Raw genomic sequence first — 19,815 nt, 5'->3', positions numbered from 1 at the left:
TCTTTCACATTTTTTGTTACCACTGTGAGCTTATGCTTTAGCGCAGTGGCGGCAATCATGGCATCTTCATAAACCGTCCGTGCATTTTTAAATTATTGCGGTGCAATCGCGCGGTGACGTGCATTACCACACACGAGTAACTCCAAATCAACACGACCATCATCGATGTGCAAGTAAAACCCCAAGCGTGATGTTTTTGGTTGATATATGCAATGTGAATCACATAGCCGTTTTTAGGAGGAGCTTTCCTTTAATTACTCATTTTTATCAAAATATTCAAAATAATTATAAAAATCTTTATACCTTTTCAATTCTCGTTTGGCGTATCTAGCATAAAACCTAATTACTTAAAGTTTGTTTAATGGGAGAAGTGTGTGGCTAGATTGGTAAACCAAACATTTAGATTTGGTACACGTGATTTTGCAAAAAAATCACAAAACATTATAAGTTTATCCATCATGCTTATGATGGCACAGGCATCCCATAGCTATGCGGCTGAGCTTGTCAAAACCATCCCGCCACAATCATTTAATATCCCAGCGGGTGATTTAACAAAAGCACTGTCTGAATATTCAGCTACCGCTGGTGTACTGCTTTCATTCGATTCCGAATTAACTCACAACAAAACGACACAAGGCTTAAAGGGCCAATATACGGTTAAAGATGGTTTTACTACACTACTTAAAGATTCTGGGCTTGAAATCATTAACAATAAAAAAGGCGAACTAGAACTCAGAAAAGCACCTGCAGTTAAAGTCAGCGATAGCACTTCTACAAATGTAGAGTTGAAAGAAGTAAAGGTGCGGGCTAAACGTTTTAAACAAGTCGGGCCAATGCCTGGGCTTGATCTCACTAAAGAGCAAATTGCCGGCAATATTCAATCCATTACTGCCAAAGAAATCAAAGAAGCGCATTCGCTTAGTTTGGCTGATTTATTAAACTCCAAATTGCAATCGGTCAATGTAAACGACTATCAAGGTAATCCATTTCAAATGGATGTCACCTATCGCGGCTTTACCGCCAGCCCACAGATAGGTTCACCACAAGGATTGTCAGTTTTCTTTGACGGTATCCGTGTCAATGAACCATTTGGTGATGTGGTGAATTGGGACATGATTCCAATGAACGCGCTAGGCGGTTTTGATTTAATTCCTGGTTCAAACCCCTTATACGGATTAAACACTCTGGGTGGCGCACTCACCATGAAAACCAAAAGCGGCTTTACTGATGCGGGTGTTTCTGCTGAAGTGCTAACAGGTTCATTTGGCCGTAAACAGTTACAAGCTTCAGGTGGCTGGAATAACGCCATTAAAGAAGAAGGTAGTTGGGATACAGCAGGTGATTACGCAGCATTTGGTGCGATTAATGTATTTATGGAGGATGGCTGGCGTGACAATTCACCCAGTAAAGTGAATCAAGCCTTTGGTAAATTAGAGTGGCAGGGCGAGCGTGCATCGCTGGCATTCTCCACCTTGGGTGTTGTAAACAAACTAACTGGTAACGGTACCGTGCCGCAAGAGCTTTACCGTGAAGACCCGAGCGCGGTATTCACATCGCCAGACGTCACTAAAAATAAGTTAATACAATTTCAGATTGCAGGTGCGTTTGATGTCAATGATACCGTTAACGTCACCGGGATGGTCTATCACCGCCAAAGTAATCGTCGGTCAAGTACAGGAGACATCATTCCGCGAGAAGAGTTTGAAAATTCCAACTTTGATGGGCCTTATAGAGCTGAACAGACCCGTAAGGCATTGCCTGGGGAAGATTTCACCTGCAATCTGCTGGATAGTAACGCTAAAGGTTTCCCAGATTATTACGTGGCAGATGAAGCCACTTATAATGACTTTTCTTCTACAGTGTTTGATGGGCTTAACAATAACACTTATACCCCGCCTTTGGGATTCATAAAAAACGCACCAATCCCAATCGAATTGCAGCAAGAGTTACAACGTAAATTCTCATCCCCAGGTGCAGGGTCGTTTTCCAATTCCATTGATGTACCAAGCCTATCCTTTTCTGCCACAACTTTGGATTTTGTAAAAGGAGTTTCACCGGGTAATGGACAACCTGCAAGCTATGTTGACGGAGGTAATCGCTTCTATATTTTTGCTGCACCAGCTACTAATGCAACAAGATGTCCTACTACAGGCGGAATAAGCCAAGTGACGGGTCAACTGGTAGCTAATGATTTTGGTCTACCCAGTACTGGCAAAAGTCGTAATGGTTTTTTTGATGGAGGAACGGGTGTAATCGAAGGCACACCCACTGCGGTGATCACTGAATCTGATATTCAGCAAACCACCAAAGGCGCTACGGTTCAGCTCAACTTTAATTTAGACCAGCATAAAGCGATGGTGGGTGCTGCAATAGACCAAGCGAAGGCTAGCTATGATGGTTCGCAGAGCTATGGTTTATTGGATAATAATCGTAACGTATATAGCGCGCCTGATCAGATAGGCGAAGAGTTTTATGCGAGAAATCATGATGTGCCAATCAATAAATTTAAAGGCACATCAATGACCAAAAGTATTTATGCCAGTGAAACCTGGAGCCCAACCCAGACGCTGAATTTATCTGCATCTGCTCGTTATAACTACACCGATATTAAGAATAAACTTGCCCCTAAAATCTCAGAAAGTGGTCTAAATAAATTATTAAACAAAGTGCTATTTTATCAAACCTGTACCACTGCTGGTTGTACATACGACAGTACCAAGCCAATAGATGCATTAGCTTATAGACAGGAAACTGTCGCAAACTTAAATCTGACAGATATCGAGAAAGCAAGGGTAGCTGGGCTACTAGACGTGCCGGCGATCGAAAAGTTTTCGTATCACTCACTTAACCCTGCTTTTGGTGCCACTTGGCAAGCCAAACCTAATTTAAATTTATATGCTAATTGGAATCAAGGCACTCGTGTTCCATCTGTAATTGAGCTGGGTTGTGCTTATGATGGCACTCTGGTGCCTTCCGTTATCGCCCCTGATGGTACTCCACAGCCTCCTTTTAAACCACGCAGTATTTTAGAAAACAGAGGTTGCTCCCTCCCCAGTGCTCTATCTGGCGATCCCTATTTGCCACAGGTTAAAGCGCAAACAATGGAAATCGGTGCGCGTGGCAAATTTGGTGACTTTATGGAATGGAATATTAGCGCGTATCGTACCGATTTACGTGATGACATTTATATGACATCGCTTACACCCGAGCTTAACTTTTTTCAAAGCATTGGCGATACGCGGCGCCAAGGTTTAGAGTTTGGTATCGCTGGCGAATACGGTAAATCAGATTTCCGCATCAACTATTCGCTGACAGATGCTACTTTTCAATCAAAGTTTCAAACCATAAGCCCCAACAATAGTTCACGTACGCTTGATCCTGGCTCACCCAATTACAATATGATTGAAGTAAAACCTGGCAATGTATTGCCTGGCATACCGTTTAATAACCTTAACTTTAATTGGGGCTATAAAGTAACGCGAGATTTTAAAGTGAATCTAGGCGTGGTGGCGCATAGCGGCTCATTTTTACGCGGCAACGAAAACAATGCACACACACCAAGTCAAGGCAGAGTTGTTACTGTAAGTGGTGCGGGTGGTGCTCAAGTTAAATTACCAGATAATCAATACGATGGTACTGCACCAGGGTATGCCGTAGTCAATTTAAGCAGTCGTTACAATATGGGTAAAGGCTGGGCGCTCAATGCACGTATTAATAATTTGCTTGATAAGCAATACTACACCGCAGGGCGCTTAGGCATTAATCCAATTGCACCATCTACATTCGGCGCAATTGGCCCTGGTGGCTTTAATTACAACTCTAGTGAATGGATCCCATCGCAATTTATTTCGGCCGGTGCACCACGCGGCATTTGGCTATCAGTAGCTTATGATTTTGATGCTTCTAAAAAAGCGTTGCCAAACAGTGCACTAGTAACTGAACCTAATTTATCTGATTTAGAAACGCCAACTAATATACCGAATGCAGAAGAGGTGGCTCTAGCACAACAACTGGATAAAATTAAGGCACTACCTGTAATTAATCGCACCCAAATATCGACGCAAGTTGCAGAGCAAGAAGTTACTAATAGCGTAGAAGCTTGGCGCAAAGCGCAAGTGAATAATAAGGCAGACTCTTATATAGCATCATATACCTCAGACTTTACGCCTGTTGGCGTTAATCGGGCAGATTGGGTGGAAACCACAAAATTAGCATTCCTCACAGAAGCTACAACAAATACTCAATTAAATGATGTAGTGGTAATGCCTGAAGGCAAGCGAATGGTTGCAGTGTTTAACCAAACATTGAGCCGAGGTGAGCAAATAGAAAGCGTGCGTAAAGTCCTTACCTTTGAATTAAAAGGTGGGCAATGGAAAATTACACAGGAACATGCGCTGGCGACGAAACAAATTGAAGCCAACTCTAGTGCAAAAGCTAAGTTACCTGATGCCTCGTCTCTAAGTCAAACCAAACCAAAAGCAAGCAGACTCAACACTGCCAGCAATCAGGAGGTGAAATAATGAATACTCCAAACAAATTTAACAGAAATACTTTATTTGTGAATGTGCTGTTGGCTTTGGCCAGCATGACAAATAGTCACTCAATTTATGCTGCTTGCGTAGATAATGGTAATGGTACTTACACTTGTTCTGGCGTGTCAGATAATATTGATACCACCATTATTGGTGAAGTGATTTTAGATACAAGTGCTGGCACAGCCACATTAAATAATACTACGGTTGACCCAAATTTAAACCCTCCAGATTTTGGTGCGGTGATCCGTAACACGGCTACTACAGTAGGTGCGACCAGTGCGGTTAACATAACTGGCAATCAAGCGGCTGTTATCAATAACAGAGGGATTATCGATTTATCAACATTTGATTCTAACTTCAATTTTACTCGCGTATTCGACCCAGCAGGTTGGACCTACGATGAAGCCACGCGAAAATTATTTAATAATGGGATAGAGGTGGGCTATGCCGCTGCCATTACTGCTGGCGCTAACACATCATCCCTCACAATTAATAATTTTGTTGGGCTAAATCCATTCCTTGAGCCTAATTTCTTTCAGCCTACTTCTGGACAAATCACAGGCTTTGGAGATTTAACTGCAGGGATTTATACAAATGCTGCCTTACTAACCGTGAATGGAGAATTTGAGACTGTTAGAAATGGTGTTGGCGTAGTGCCATCATATATTAGTAAAGTAGTTAGCTTTGGTGGAGGCGGTTTTACAGCTCCGCTTGTGCAAGATGGTACGCAATATGCCACCAATGTGACGGCAGGCACTACGGTATTTAATGCTAATGCCGGTGATTTATATGTGGTAGATCGCAACATATTATTAACAGAAGCACAAGCTTTATCTGGCTTAGCAGTTGCTTTCACGCAAGACGATGTAGGGCCTAGAAACAGTATTATCAATGGCACATTTACTAACGCTTATTTAGGCTCTGGTAATCATGTCATTAATCATCCTGTAACTGCTAATGGTCTTATATTAGGTGCTATTAACGTTGACCAAACCGATAGTGCGGTGACCAATGTCAGCGGAGGTATTTCCACCACACTATATCTTGTGCATGGTGATCGCACATTTACACTCAATACAGATTCTATATTTAACCCTGTCACGATTAACGATGTTGCAGGTGCTGTAAACACGGTAAATGTGAGTAAAGCTATAAATGGCAGTATTACAGCCAACGGTCTTGGCAATAATGTACTTAATTTAAATGTGGACTCTGCATGCTCTACTATGACCCCTTGCCCGAGCTTTGGCAGTGTGAGTGGATTTACTACAATGAACGTAACGGGTACACCCACGCAATTAAACGGTAACTTTAGTGTGACTGGAGATATAAACTTATTAAGTGGTCAAGAAGGGACTTTCATCAATACAGATGGAAGCTTAGGAACAAGAAATTCTCAACTAAATGGAGTGCTGACTGCAAGTCGCGTCATCATTGGTTCTGGAGCTAATTGGACAGGCACAATATCTCCAGCGAGTACAGATAGTATTGGCTCAATTACTGGAAACTTAATCAATCAAGGCAAACTTAATTTAGGCCGCGCAACCTTGAATGTTGATGGTAATGCCAATATGGAAGCGGGTTCCGCTTTATTTATGACTGTGAGTAATCTTCAACAAGGCCAATTAAATGCTACTGGTGTCACCACCTTTGACCCGGCTTCCATTTTGATACCTTCTGCATTTTTTGATGAAAAAATTGATAAAGGTTTCAGTTTTGTCGCTGCCACCAATGTTTCTGGAATTCCTATCGTGCAATCACCAGGCTTTTTACAATTCCTGCCTAGTCTGGTGGGAGATAATTTATTGCTGACCGCCACAATTGGTATCCCCAGCTTTTTAAAAGGGCAGGTGACACAAGCGGCCAGTAATGCGCTGGATGCTGTCTTTAATTACACAGGTAATGCAGTATTGCCTGTTGAGTTGCAAACTGAGTTGTTACGAGTAAAAGGCAATAATTTAATTGGTACCGCAGAACGTCTGCGCCCTGAAATCAACGATGGCGCTTTCCGTATGGTGCAAGGCAATACGGATAAAGTATTCAATATTTTAGAAACGCGCATGCTAAGCAATTATTTGCCCACAAGACCTGAGCCAGCAAATGTAGCTGCCAATGGTGATGTGAATGGGATTGGAAACAATGCCATTCAAGGCAAAGCTGTTTGGATGCAGGGTTTTGGTGACCGTGGCCTGCAAGAGCGTTTAAAAGGTGTGGATGGCTACACCAGCTCTGCTGCTGGTTTTGCCTTTGGCGCAGATAAATCCATGGATGATGCCGGCAACCAGAGACTGGGTTTTGCAGCAGCGTTTACACGTGGCAATGTATCCAACACAGGTTATACCGCTAACAACCGTAACGATATCAACAGTTATTTAGTTGCCACCTATGGCAGCTGGGCCATGGATGACTGGTATGTTAACGGTATGTTGGGTATAGGCCGCAATACCTATGAAACCAGCCGTAATTTATTGCAATACACCGCAATTGGTCAGCATGATAGTTGGCAGTTATCCGGTAGGGTAGATGCAGGTATGCCGATATTGCTGGACGATAATCTAAGCTTTGTGCCTGTTGTATCGTTAGATTACATGCGTTTAAAAGAGAGCGGGTATACCGAAAAAGGTAGGGACTCTAGAATTGCTACAGTACCAGGCTCTTCCCCACCTGTACAACTGATTCAAAATGGTCTGCCTGTATTTACACAGGCAGATTCGCCGATTAATTTGCAGATAAATAGTCGCAGTTTCGATTCTATCCGTGGTGGTTTAGGTGGCAAGGTTATCTATAGCCTGCAAGAAAAAGATTGGGCTGCTGAGTTAGAACTACACGGATTATACCGTCATGAGTTTGGTGATGTTGCACAAGACAGCAGTGCACGATTTGTATTTGGTGGCACGCGCTTTATCAGTCCTGGCTTAAACCCTGATCGTAATAGCTTGCTTTTAGGTGGAAGCGTGCGCTTGACTGGCGATGATGAAAATGACCAACTCACCTTGCTCACCAGCTATGATGCAGAGCTACGCGACAAATATCTAGGTCAAACCATGACTTTAAATGTTCGTTACGACTTTGACCAGGCACCGAGATACATTAAAGATGCGAAAGCTAAACTGGCTAAAAATGCGGCCAAAAAAGCACCAGAGCAAAAAGTGGGCGCATCAGAAAAAGATATCGTAGCAATCAATCAAGCCATGCAAGCCGAAGCCGAGTTTAATCAGGAAAGCAATACGCTAGATGCTAATCAACAGGCCATTGATAGCACAATTAAAACCTGGGCAACTGCCTTAACGAATAAAAATCTTGATATTTACTTTAATAGCTACGCTGCAGATTTTACTGCACCAGACGGCAGCAGCCGTCAGCAATGGGAGGGTAAACGCAAGGCCGAAATTAGCAAAGATACCAGTTCTGCTATCAATATTTCTTACTTAAGTATCAAGCCAGATGGCAACCGCGCATTAGCAATGTTTACACAAACTATAACGGTTGATACCAAACAGGACGCGGTAAGAAAGATTGTGGATTTAGAAAATAGAAATGGCCGCTGGCTTATTGTAAGAGAAGACAGCATGGCCATTAATTAATAAAGCATCAGAAAATATTGCGGTATTTATAAGTGCAGTAAAAAATTAACCGAAATCTAGTTTAGCACTTGCAAGTACTAATAAAGACTGAGGTAAATTGGCGACGCAGGCAGCCAAAAATTACCTGCTTATTTAAGTTTAGTGGAGAATAAAAATGAGAAGTTCATTAATAAAAGCTGCGGTAATTGGTGCGCTGGCTTTAATGTCGATGCACACATATGCACTCGCGCCTTTCGTTGATTTGCCCGCTTCTGGAACTGCAACATCGTCTACAGCACCTACGTTCCCAGCTGTAGCACAACCTTTAGGGACTACTGCTTATAAAATATTTTGGCGCTATGAAAACTTTGGATCTGGCATCTATCAGCCTTTTGTTCAAAATAATACAGATGCAAGTCTTGGTGATACTGCTGGCCCAACGGGTGGTAATGCAACCTTATCACCATCGCCCTATAACACTGCAGGCTGGGGTGGTGCAAGTAATACTGCCTCTACCGCTGGCAGTATTACTGAAAATGGCGTAATTGTCGCTAACTACACTAGCCGTGTCTGGCGTAATGCTTCTTTAGGTCAGTGCGTATATGGTTTCCAAATCGTTAATGTGTTAAATGATTATTTGCCTGGAGTGCCCGGTAATCAATTCATTAAATTTAACGATATTGCTCTTGGAGGATTTTCAGGTCGTACAGTAGATGCTGCATATTGGAGACATGCGATCGCAGGAGTCAGTCCAGTATATCGTGCTGGGCTAACTTATACTGCAGTGCAACATAGAGCCACTCCACTATGGTCAGCAGGGCCGAATAATGGATATGTAGCTTTGCCATTGACTACACCTGCATTTTCATTATCGATAAATGGCATTAATACAACTTCTGGTGGATCCCCCACAGTAGCTCAGCAATCAGCATCTTTAAATGATAACTGGGTAAATTTCACACTGGATATTTTTGCATATCACGATGAAGGCTTCCATAGATCAAGCTCACCTTGGTTGTATGTACATAGCTCTTGTGCGCCTACCGGTGCGTTAGTTTCTAGCCCAAACGCTGTACGTGTGCGTCAGTCTTATCAAGGTGGTGCAGTGGATGGCTTCAGGGAGTTTGGTGTAACAGGATATACGCCAGCCAACAATGGTGCTGCTGTGTTGCCTGCACCAGTTAATCCTTATTAAACAATGGCATTTGCAACTGCCCAATAAAAGAATTCAACCTAAATCTATTTAGTACTTACAAGGCGCTAATCAAAGATTGAGGAGAATTGGTGACGCAGGCAGCCACAAATGCCTGCATATTTTAACTCTTATGGAGAAGAAGATGAAAAATTCATTAATTAAACTTGCAGTATTGAGTACATTAGGTTTTGCGTCTGTGCATGCTTTAGCTGTTGCACCATTTGTTGATTTACCTGCTGCCGGCACGGCTACTACGGCCACCGCTCCTACCAATCCAGCTGTTGCGCAGCCTCTGGGCACTACCGCCTATAAAATCTTTTGGCCTTATGAAAACTTTGGTTCAGGCGCCTTTCAGCCTTTTGTACAAAACAACACAGATGCAAATCTTGGTGATACTGCGGGACCAACTGGTGGCAACGCGTCATTACCACCATCTCCCTACAATGCAGCAGGCTGGGGTGGTGCTGGTCAAACAGCCTCTACTACTGGCAGCATTACTGAAAATGGCGTAACTGTAGCTAACTATACTAGTCGTGTCTGGCGTAATGCTTCTTTGGGGGAGTGTGTATATGGTTTCCAAATTGTTAATACATTAAATGATTATTTGGCTGGAGTAGCAGGTACTCAAACTATGGAATTTAACGATATTGCCCTTGGTGGATTTACTGGTCGCGCAGTAGATGCTGGGTATTGGAGGCATATAGCCTCAGCTAGCAAGGTTTATCGTGCAGGACTAACTTTTACTGCAGTGCAACATAGAGCGACTCCATTATGGTCAGCTGGTCCCAACACTGGATATGTAGCATTACCATTGACTACCCCTGCATTTACGTTATCTATTAACGGTCTTAATGCTGCACCTGGTGGTACTCCAACAGCTGGTGAGCAATCAGCTTCTTTAGATGATAACTGGGTGAATTTCACACTAGATGTTAATGCATTAGACGATGACGGAACGAGCACTGCTAGTTCACCTTGGTTATATGTACATAGCACTTGTGCTGCAACTGGAACTTTGGTCTCTAGCGCAAATGCAGTACGTGTACGCCAATCTTATCAAGAACCGGCTTCTGGTGGTGGAGTTAATGGTTTCAGAGAGTTTGGTCTAACTGGATATACCCCGGCTAATACAGGGGCTGCGGTTTTACCAACGCCGGTAGTGCCATTTTAATTTGTAATTTAAATGCCTAAGTAAGCAAATTTCTTACTTGGGCTTATTTTATAAATGTTAATAAATTGGTGCAATTAGATAATTTAATCTATCAGGAGTAATAAAATGGCTATAAAAATATTTAATGCTACAGAAACTGACTATACAGGTACATCAAGTGATGATTATGTCGAGGGTAATACGCTAGATAACATAATTGACGGCGGTGCGGGTAACGATATTATTTTTGGTAAAGGCGGCAATGATTATCTTGTCGGCGGACTGGGTAATGACTATCTATCAGGTGGTGATGGCGATGATTTTATTTCAACTGGTGATGGTGTAACGGATATTGGTAATAACATTATCGATGGTGGTGCCGGTAACGACTCTATCTCAGCTGGTTCTGGCAATGATTTAATCTCGGGTGGTGATGGAGATGATTTTATCTTTGCAGGTGATGGCAACAACATTGTATCAGGTGGTAATGGCGTTGATACCATTTACGCTGGTAGTGGTAACGACATCATCAGCGGTGATGCTGGGGACGATAGTATCTACGCTGGTGATGGGGACGATATATTGTATGGTGGTGATGGTGCAGATTTTATTGATGGCGGTGGCAGTACAGCTGGAGATGAATCTGTTAATGGCAACCTATTTTTAGTGACTTCTAATGATGTATTACTCGGTGGAAGCGGTAATGATAGCTTTATAATTGGTGATGAGTTTGAAGGCATAACTTTTATTTCAGGCGGTGTCTCAGGCTTAGATAATACAGGTGAGATTGCTAGATATATCAATGTTTCAGAGCTTGAAGGTGAAGAAGAAGAGGAGGGCGGTGAAGAGGAAGAAGAGCTAGTTGTATTTGACACCGTTACTAATGAAACAGTTGAAATCGAAGATGTTGAACAATCTCAGGAAATTGAAACGGATGTTCGCCTGAATATTGTTACTCGCCCCGGCTCTAGTGCTATCAGCACTTTTGCCACTACGATTGCTGGATACAATGCGGTAGATACTCTTCAATTTACAGAAAGTGGCGAATTCGGAGAATCGCTTGTTTTTAGGGGTATTGAGCGTATTGAGCTTGCCAGTGGTGTCAATATCACGCTGTCTGCGGAACAGCTTGAGGCTAATGGTGAATCATTAAGTCTTGGCTTCTTGAACCCTGGTACACACATTTATGGTGTTGCCGGCGGCCCCAAAGAAACTGTTACGATTGAGTTGGAGTTTGAAGAGGTAGAGTTTGAACCAGATGCTAGCATCGTTGGTGCTACTGAAGTGGAGTATGAAGCGGCATCCTTACAGTTTGACGACTACTCAGTCGCCAATCTTTTCCACAATGTAGACATGATTTACGATGCAAGTGAAGGTGAGGCTGGTAGCTATACACGTATTGATGGTGCCAATGAATCTGCAGGTGCCAGTGAAACGGTGTATGGCAGCGATGGTGTGGACTATGCAACGATGCGTTTAGGTGATGACACTTATTACGGCGGTGGCGGTAACGATGTGTTGATTGGTCACGGTGGTGCCGATAAGTTGTATGGTGAAGATGGTAATGATATTTTCATCATCGGCGGCTTTGGTAGTGGTGTGCAAGGCACAACATCTAAAGCGGATGATGGTAACAAAGAGTGGATTGCAACTGGCGCTAACCATGACTTAATCGTTGGTGGTGCGGGTATCGATACATTGCGTGTTACTACGGGCATTGGTGCTAACAACCAAACTAACGGTACAGTTGTGCTTAACGATGCTAACTTTAAGTCAATGGAAGTGGTGCAGGTTGGCGGTACAGTAGGTCGCTTGAATGTTGAAGACACTGCGCTGCAAATGTTGAATGATCATTACTACCATCGGGCAAATAGTTCTGTTTCAAACCTTTCAAATACATTGGGTAACAACGGCGGAACAATCAATAATGTGGTGATTGATGCTTCTGGCGTGACAAAAAATGGCCTACGTTTTGAAGGTAATGCAGATAACCAGACATTTATTGGTACGACTAAAGCTGATGTTTTTGTTGGCAATGGTGGTAATGATACGTTAACTGGCGGCGGCGGTGCTGATAAGTTTGTATTTGGTAAAGTGCATGAGCAAATCATCACTGGTTCATCTACCACTGTGCAAACTTATACTGATACAGCGTTTAATTTAACTGGCGTTGATACCATTACTGACTTCTTACATGGTACCGACAAAATTGAGTTGCATACTGATCAGTTTGCGGCACTATTGGCTGGTTTCTCAGGTGCAAACTTAGTGGTAGGTGCTGGTGCAACGGCGCTAGATGCAAATGACTATATTTTGTTTAACACCACAACAAAAATGCTTAGTTATGATGCGGATGGTAATGGCGCAGGTGCGGCTGTGAATATTGCGCAGTTGTTGGGTGTGACCACCTTTACAGCAAGCGATATCGTAGTGGTTTAATGCAATAAAAAGCGAGTGGGGTTTAATCCACTCGCTTTTTATTTAAATTGCTTTTATTTAAACATTTTGCCTAGGCAGGTTTGTTTAAATAGACGCCGATTAAACCCTGACTTAATGCAACGCTAAGCCCAAGCACTGGTTAACACTTGAATAAAATGCCACATTCCGCTTTAAAAAAATCATTATTGTCGATTGCGCCTTACTATCGTAGCGCCATGTTGTTGGGTTTTTTTACCAATTTAATGCTACTAGCGCCTTCGTGGTACATGCTAGAAGTATATGACCGCGTGATTAACAGCAGAAATACGACAACACTAGCCATGTTAACGCTACTGGTTGTGTTTATTTATATCGTGATGGAGTGTCTTGAATGGGCACGTAAAAAGTTAATCGCCGAAGCTTCATTGAAATTCGAAAACCAGCTAAGCCAAACGATATTTGATGCTGCATTTTTAGCCAAACTCAAAGCATTTAATTTTCCTATTCAGCAAGTCTTTACCGATTTTAAAACGTTGAAAGAAAGCCTGTATTCGCCTGCCTTAATTGGTTTGATGGATGTGCCATTCTGTTTGATATTTATCGTCGCCTTATTTTTCATTCACCCCATGTTAGGTTTTTTTACCTTAGCTGCTTTGGCTATTCAGGTGGTGATTATCTTGATGAATCAAACCCGTATCTACAAGCAAATGCAGCTGGCCAACCAGTTTGCTTTTGAGGCACAGAATTACTTTACAACTGTCACCAATAAAGCTGAGGTTGTTAAATCTATGGGCATGCTGCAAGCGATAGGACAGCGCTGGCAGACTAAACAACAAGCGTTTTTATTTCACCAATCACAGGCATCTGAGATTGCCAGCAAAAGTGCAACTACATCTAAATTTTTGCAAACCATACAAACATCTTTAGTGCTGGGTTTAGGCTGTTATTTGGTGATTCATAATGCATTGCCATACGGCGGCGCAATGATGATTATTGCCTCTATTTTAGCCGCCAGAGTGTTTTCACCTTTTGTGCAATTGGTTTCTCAATGGCGGGTGCTTGCCGATGCGCAAGAAGCCTATGGAAGATTAGAAAACTTATTAGCACAATATTCAGATAACAAAACAGGCATGCCTTTACCACCGCCTACTGGTGAGGTAAGTGTGGAAGCTTTGAATTATGCCGTACCGTTAGAAGGTAGGCAGAACCCCGAGTTATTTTTAAAAAACATACAGTTTAAGCTGAATGCAGGCAATGTGCTGGTGATTGCCGGGCCATCTGCATCTGGCAAAACGACGCTGAGCAAGTTGTTGGTGGGATTGCACCAGCCAACTGGCGGCAAGGTCCGCTTTAATGGCGTAGATGCTTTTAAGTGGAATAAGGCTGAGCTTGGCCAGCATATCGGATATTTACCGCAATCGATTGAATTGATTAATGGCACATTAGCAGAGAATATTGCCCGATTTAACGAGATTGATGACGAAAAGCTAAACCATGTGATTGATTTGTTGAATCTGAATGATTTGATTGCCGATTTACCTGAAGGCGTGAATACGCAAATTGGACAAGATGGTGCATTTTTATCCGGTGGGCGCAGGCAGTTAATTGGGTTGGCGCGTGCAATCTATGGCAATCCAAAAATTGTCATTTTGGATGAACCCAATGCCAACTTGGATGAAATGGGCGATAAAGCCCTGCATGCCATGATTGCAAGCCTGAAAGCGCAAGGCACTACATTTATTATTATCAGTCATCTGCAACAAATTCTGCATCTGGCCGATTACCTGATGATTATGATGAACGGGCAAATGATCCGTTACGGCAAACCTGCCGAAGTAATGGCATCGCTTCAAGCTGCACAGTCGCAATCAACTTCAGTACAGCCAACCTCAACACAAGCGACCTCGACACAGGCAAGTCAGACAGAGCTGCCACAAACAGCGGCGCTTCAGGAAGAGGTGCAACCGGCATGATCAATTTAAAACAACAGCCATTATTGCAGTATTTAGCACCATTAAAAACTGATGTAATTAGCATCGCTTTGCTTAGTTGTATTGCCAATTTACTGATGCTAGCACCAACAATTTACATGCTGCAACTTTATGACCGCGTGATGCTGAGCCAAAACACGCTTACCTTGATAACGGTGACTTTGTTAATCAGTTTTTTTATTCTGGCAATGGCGTTTGCAGAATGGCTGCGTTCAATCATCACCATAAAAGCAGGGGTTAAATTCGATCAATCGCTGAATAGCAAATTGTTTAATCAGGCGTTTGAGCGCATTTTTACTGCGAATCAAAAAAACACGCATGAAGCTATGCAGGACTTAACGAATATTCGCCAATTTATGACTAGCAATGGTTTGTTTGCTTTTTTTGACATGCCTTGGACGCTAATTTATGTGGCGGTGCTATTTATATTAAGTCCATCGTTGGGTTGGCTGGCAATTGCATTTTGCTTGATTCAGTTCGGTCTTGGTGTGTGGAATCAGATCAGCACGGATGCGCCATTAAAAGCGACGATGAATGTCAATTTAGAGAATCAGCAGTTTTTATCCAGCAAGGTACGCAATTTAGAAACTTTGCATGTGATGGGTATTTTGCCGCAACTCTATAAACGCTGGCAAAGTCTGCAAGAAGTGGCGAGTGGCTTAAACCGCAACGCTGCTCGTGTGCAAAGTAGAAATCAGCATATCAACAAATTAACGCGCTACACCATGCAATCTTTAATGCTGGCCGCTGCTGCACTATTAGCTGTGAGAGGTGAAATATCCATTGGCTCAATGATTGCCTCAAATGTTCTGATTGCAAGAGCCTTGCAGCCATTCGATATTATTGTGAACACCTGGAAGCAATATATCCAAGCCAAAGATTCCATGCGCCGCTTAAATGCGGTATTAACGCATCCTCTTGCGGAGGTGATTAAATTAACGCCTAAGCAAGAAAATCCTGCTGCGATTCTGCCTGAAATTAAAGGTGAAATTACGCTGAAAAATTTAACAGTCACTTTGCATAACACGCATAAAAAAGTATTGAACCATGTCAATGCGAGCATTCAGTCTGGACAAGTGCTAACCGTCATGGGGCCTTCTGGATCAGGTAAAACAAGCCTTGCACGCTGTTTGGTTGGCGTGATGCCTGTGCCACACGGCACACTTTTGATTGATGACGTTTCAATTGAGCAGGTTAATTCACAGCGGCTATCGGCCACATTGGGTTATTTACCGCAGGATGTCAGCCTTTTAGAAGGAACGATTGCCGAAAATATTGCACGTTTTGAGGCTTTGGATTCGGCAGAAATTATTGCGGCTGCAAAAGTGGTCGGTTTGCATGAAGCGATTCTGCGCTTACCGCTGGGCTATGACACCAGAGTGGACGAGTCTGGTGTATCGCTGTCTGGCGGGCAACGTCAATTAATTGGCTTGGCGCGAGCCGTATATAAGTCGCCGTCTATTCTGGTGTTGGATGAACCCAATGCGCATTTGGATGAATATGGCGAATCACATCTGCTTAACGCCTTGCAGGCATTCAAAAATCAGGGAAAAACCGTCGTGGTGATATCGCATCGCACCAACATTCTAAAAGTAACGGATCAGTTGCTGGTGATGAAAAACGGCGAAGTATTGCATCACGGCCCAACGGATATTGTGATTAAGCAATTAAACAACGAGAAATCAACACAACAGGCGGCTTAATAAAAATATGAAACTTATTTCTCAAAACAATGCGTTAGAACTTTCTGATTTAAACCCGGCTAATTCAAGCCATACCAATGCGCATAGCCGAGATGCCGCAAGCAATCTGGACCATTACGCTAATAATAAAACGTCTAATCGTTTGGGGCTGTTTTTACTGTTATTTGGATTGCTTGGTTTTTTGTTGTGGGCTGGCTTTGCGCCACTGGATGAAGGCGTTCCAACTGAAGGCGTCGTGAATGTTGAGGGTAGCCATAAAGTAGTACAGCACTTAAGTGGTGGAATAGTTAAGGCACTCGCCGTAAAAGAAGGCCAGGAAGTCAAGGCTGGCGATGTGCTACTTACTTTGGATGATGCGGTTATTAAAGCCAGACATCAGGAAATCAAACAACATTATATGGGATTGAGAGCACAGGAAAGCCGCTTAATCGCAGAAAAAACCGGTGCTAAAACGATTCAATTTCATGAAGATTTAATTAAAAACCAAGATGATTTTTATGTGCAAAAACACATGCTGAATCAGTCGCAATTACTGCAAGCCAGACAAAATGTATTAAGCGCAGAAATCATGGCGATTCAGGAGTCTATACAGGGGCAGAACGCCATCATTGCGGGAGATGAAGGTGTTTTAACTAGCTATCGCTCGCAATTGTCACTGTTAAATGAGCAATTAAACGGCATCAAACCTTTGGTGCAAGAAGGCTATGCACCCAGAAACCAGTTGAATGAATTGGAGCAGAAAGTTGCGCAAACCATTGGGCAAATTGCCAATACACAAGCCAATATCATACGTAGCAGAAAGACGATATTAGAGCTGAATCAGCGCATGATGGTTAGACAGCAGACTGAAAAAAAAGAAATCGATACCGAAATGGCACAAGTGAATCTTGCTGTGCAATCTGATGCTGAAAAATTCAAAGCATTGACTGAAGAGCTTGGCCGCATCTCAATGATTGCGCCTGCTTCAGGCCAAGTTATCGGGTTGCAAGTACATACTTTAGGCGCCGTCATTCAGCCAGGACAGAAAATAATGGACATCGTGCCAATGGGTGAACCACTTATTTTAGATGCCAAAATTCCGCCAAATTTAATCGATAAAGTGCATGCAGGACAAGATGCGGATGTACGTTTTTCTACTTTTGCCAATACGCCGCAATTGCTGATTGAAGGCAAAGTGAAAACCATTTCAAAAGATTTGTTAACAGAATCAGCGCCCAATTCTGACCGCGTTACTCAGAGCTACTATTTGGCTAAAGTCTCTATTACGCCAGACGGCATGCGCGTGCTTGGCGATAGAAAACTACAGCCTGGCATGCCTGTGCAGGTTGTGATTAAAACGGGTGAGCGTACTTTGTTAACTTATCTGTTGCACCCGTTAACAAAACGCATTGCAGCCTCGATGAAAGAGGAATAGCAAAAAATGATTCATAAAAAAATAAAAATATTCAGCATATTGCTATCGCTACTGTTGGCGTCAACACAGCCGCATGCAGCAGATAGCTTGCTTAGTTTGTATCAAGCTGCATTGAATTACGATGCGCAGTACAAAGGCACGGTTGCGGATACGCAAGCGGACAGGGAGGAGATCAATAAAGCCCGCGCATTGTTTTTCCCGAAAGCGCAACTAGGTGGCAGCTATGGCCGTGGCGATACTGATCGTGTCTCGCAGACTTTATTTGGGCCAAGAGAAGATACCCTCAAATACGACACCAAAAATCTGGCACTTACTGTCAGGCAGCCGCTATTTAATAAAGAAACCTTAGCCACTTATAGAAGTGCCAAAGCTTATGTAAAAGGCAAAGAAGCCATATTGCAGAACGAAACTTCCACCTTAATTACCAGAATTGCCAGCGCGTATTTTGAGTTGTTATATGCAGAAGAAAAAACCACTGTTCTGCAAAATAAAGTTTCGGCACTTGGTCAGCAGTTAGGTCAGGCAAGTAAGCGCTTTGAACACGGAGAGGGCACTTTAACTGAAATCAGCGAAGCGCAAGCGAGTCTGGATGTTGCTCATGCTGAGTTATTAGAAGCAAAAAACAGTGCAGAAGCTTATAAGTTGGCCTTAAGCAATATGACCGGACTGCAAGTGGAAGTGTTAGCAAAACTGAATACAGAAAAAATGGCCACGATTAAAGAGAATTTTGGACAACTGGATGACTGGCTGAAGACGGCCATTGAAAATAGCCCTGAAATATTATCCGCCAAATATGCACTGGAGGTGGCGCAGCAAGAGGTTGAAAAGAAGCAGGCAGGGCATCTGCCAACGCTTGATTTGGTTGGTGTGCGCTCATATAGCGAAAACGACAGCAACAATACTTTGGGTTCACAGTTTGATACGACGACGGTGGCCTTGCAGTTTAATGTGCCGATTTTTGCAGGTGGATTTGTGAATGCCAGCGTACGGCAATCTGTGAGCAGAGTGGCAGCGGCCAGGGAGGAACTCAATCAGAAAACAAGAGACGCCAACACTAATATTCAAAAATATTATCAGCATCTGCAAAGTGAATTGCTTTCTATGCAAGCCTATACGCAAGCCGTTAAATCCAGCGAAATTGCACTGGATGGCACATCTAAAAGTTTTAATAGCGGCTTCAGAACCAATATTGACGTGCTGAATGCCCAGCAAAGGCTATACGAAAATAAATTGAAACTGAGTAAATCCTACTATGTGCTGGTGAACGATATCGTGAATATCAAGCACATCGCTGGCGTTTTAAATGAGGCGCAATTGCAGAATATTAACCAGTTTTTCTTAACGAATTAAGCATTGTTTGAACAAAGTAAAGTGGATGGTGAAAATATGAAATTAACAGCAGAAATCAATCGTAAATCATTTAAAAAGCAAGTACGTCAGCAAGGATTTACCTTGTTGGAATTATTAGTGGTGATGGTCATTATCGGTTTGCTGGCAGGTTATGTTGGGCCGAAATACTTTGCTCAAATCGGTAAGTCGGAAGTAAAAACGGCAAAGGCGCAGTTGGATTCTTTGTCCAAAGCGCTTGATCAGTATCGTTTGGATAATGGACATTACCCAAGCACAGAAAATGGCTTAGAGGCACTCAACACAGCACCCGCAGATGAAGAGAAATGGCGTGGCCCTTATCTACAGAAAAAAGCCCCGAATGACCCTTGGGGTAAGCCTTATCAATATAAATTCCCAGGTGAGCATGGTGAATATGATTTGTGGTCGTTTGGCAATGATGGTACTGCGGGTGGCAGCGATGAAGCGGCTGATGTGGTGAACTGGGAATAGTTAATTT

Annotated in this window: 10 protein-coding genes; all 10 read left to right on the top strand. The window is 42.9% G+C overall.

The genetic code is table 11. The features are described from left to right. Positions 1 to 374 precede the first annotated feature (374 nt). The 10 genes from K370_RS02765 (at position 375) to gspG (ending at position 19,808) form a co-directional block, all read left to right on the top strand. Positions 375 to 4,520, top strand: coding sequence for a TonB-dependent receptor domain-containing protein (locus tag K370_RS02765; protein WP_047537964.1), 4,146 nt, complete (start codon positions 375 to 377; stop codon positions 4,518 to 4,520). Further along, on the top strand, positions 4,520 to 8,119 hold the full coding sequence (locus K370_RS02760; RefSeq protein ID WP_047537961.1) for an autotransporter outer membrane beta-barrel domain-containing protein: 3,600 nt from the start codon (positions 4,520 to 4,522) through the stop codon (positions 8,117 to 8,119). The genes K370_RS02765 and K370_RS02760 overlap by 1 nt, the downstream gene beginning before the upstream one ends. Positions 8,120 to 8,273: 154 nt before the next feature. Then, on the top strand, positions 8,274 to 9,293 hold the full coding sequence (locus tag K370_RS02755; RefSeq protein WP_047537958.1) for a hypothetical protein: 1,020 nt from the start codon (positions 8,274 to 8,276) through the stop codon (positions 9,291 to 9,293). Positions 9,294 to 9,435: 142 nt separating this feature from the next. Next, positions 9,436 to 10,464 carry a hypothetical protein gene (locus tag K370_RS02750; RefSeq protein ID WP_047537956.1) on the top strand — a complete coding sequence of 343 codons (1,029 nt, stop codon included), beginning with the start codon at positions 9,436 to 9,438 and terminating at the stop codon, positions 10,462 to 10,464. Positions 10,465 to 10,569: 105 nt separating this feature from the next. Further along, positions 10,570 to 12,882, top strand: coding sequence for a calcium-binding protein (locus tag K370_RS02745; RefSeq protein WP_047537953.1), 2,313 nt, complete (start codon positions 10,570 to 10,572; stop codon positions 12,880 to 12,882). Between the two features lie 155 nt (positions 12,883 to 13,037). Further along, the gene (locus tag K370_RS02740) at positions 13,038 to 14,834 is read left to right on the top strand and encodes a type I secretion system permease/ATPase (RefSeq protein WP_235272684.1); all 1,797 of its coding nucleotides are present in this window, start codon (positions 13,038 to 13,040) and stop codon (positions 14,832 to 14,834) included. After that, the gene (locus K370_RS02735) at positions 14,831 to 16,555 is read left to right on the top strand and encodes a type I secretion system permease/ATPase (RefSeq protein WP_047537947.1); all 1,725 of its coding nucleotides are present in this window, start codon (positions 14,831 to 14,833) and stop codon (positions 16,553 to 16,555) included. The genes K370_RS02740 and K370_RS02735 overlap by 4 nt, the downstream gene beginning before the upstream one ends. 7 nt (positions 16,556 to 16,562) lie before the next feature. Next, positions 16,563 to 17,969: an HlyD family type I secretion periplasmic adaptor subunit gene (locus K370_RS02730; RefSeq protein WP_047537944.1), complete on the top strand. Its 1,407-nt coding sequence runs from the start codon at positions 16,563 to 16,565 to the stop codon at positions 17,967 to 17,969. A 6-nt stretch (positions 17,970 to 17,975) separates the two neighbouring features. Continuing rightward, complete coding sequence (locus K370_RS02725) at positions 17,976 to 19,319, top strand: TolC family outer membrane protein (protein ID WP_052185148.1); 1,344 nt, start codon at positions 17,976 to 17,978, stop codon at positions 19,317 to 19,319. 36 nt (positions 19,320 to 19,355) lie between these two features. Further along, positions 19,356 to 19,808, top strand: coding sequence for a type II secretion system major pseudopilin GspG (gspG, locus tag K370_RS02720; protein WP_200883444.1), 453 nt, complete (start codon positions 19,356 to 19,358; stop codon positions 19,806 to 19,808). Positions 19,809 to 19,815: the final 7 nt, after the last annotated feature.

Origin of the sequence: Methylotenera versatilis 7 (assembly GCF_000799165.1) — a bacterium.
GTDB lineage: Bacteria > Pseudomonadota > Gammaproteobacteria > Burkholderiales > Methylophilaceae > Methylotenera_A > Methylotenera_A versatilis_A.
Note: the sequence above shows the minus strand (reverse complement) of the source record. Positions and strands in the feature narration are given on the sequence as shown.